Raw genomic sequence first — 1,023 nt, forward strand, 5'->3', positions numbered from 1 at the left:
TTATTTGATGAGGATTTTTTTTTTAGTGTAAGGTTCTTTTTTTTACTTCTTATAATGTTTTTATTAATTCTAGAAAACAGAGTTTTTAAATAAGTATTTCTTTGATTCAATGATAGTGTGTAGTTTAATTTTGTTAAATTATGATTATTTGTTCAGTCTTAAGTATTAATACTTTAGAATTTTTGGATTTGAATGAGTATTTTTGTCTTTAAATTATTTATTTAAACATGAAGAAAAGTATTTTACTGTTGACACTTTTTGTTATTACAAATCTTAGTGCACAACAACGTCCCAAATTAGTTGTAGGTATAGTAGTTGATCAAATGAAAATGGAATATTTATATCGATTTTCTGATGATTTTTCCCCGAATGGTTTTAAAAAATTAATGAGTAATGGATATGTTTTTCAGAATATGCATTACAATTATATGCCAACTTATACTGCTCCTGGGCATGCTTCAATTTATACTGGTACAACGCCTGCTACACACGGTATTGTTGGTAACGAGTGGTTCAGTAGAACTCTTGGAAAAGAAATGTATTGTACTGATGACGCTGACGTGAAAACTGTTGGTGACGGAACTGCAGATGAAGGAGCAATGTCTCCTAAGAATCTTCAAAGTACTACGATTACTGATGAAGTTAGAATGGCAACCAATTTTAATGGAAAAGTTATTGGGATGAGCCTTAAAGATCGTGGTGCAATTTTACCTGCAGGACATTTTGCTAATTGGGCATTTTGGTATAGTAAGACAGGATCGTTCATTTCTAGTACTTTTTATGGTGAGAAATTGCCAGAATGGGTTTCTGAATTTAATAATGAAAAAAACTACTTAAAATACATTAATAAAGGTTGGGATTTATACAAGCCAGCTTCAGTGTATAATGAGAGTCTTCCAGATAATAATCCTTATGAAGGGAAATTGTACGGAAGTGCGGCTCCTGTTTTTCCATATGATTTAAAATCAATGTATGAGAAGAATGATGCAGGAGTTATTCGTGCAACTCCTTATGGAAATGATC

Annotated in this window: 1 protein-coding gene; it reads left to right on the forward strand. The window is 31.2% G+C overall.

What is annotated here, in order from left to right:
• Positions 1 to 227 precede the first annotated feature (227 nt).
• The coding region (locus tag B0A81_RS13380) for an alkaline phosphatase family protein (RefSeq protein WP_208861320.1) at positions 228 to 1,023 on the forward strand (796 nt) is incomplete at its 3' end.

Source organism: Flavobacterium plurextorum, from assembly GCF_002217395.1.
Lineage (GTDB): Bacteria > Bacteroidota > Bacteroidia > Flavobacteriales > Flavobacteriaceae > Flavobacterium > Flavobacterium plurextorum.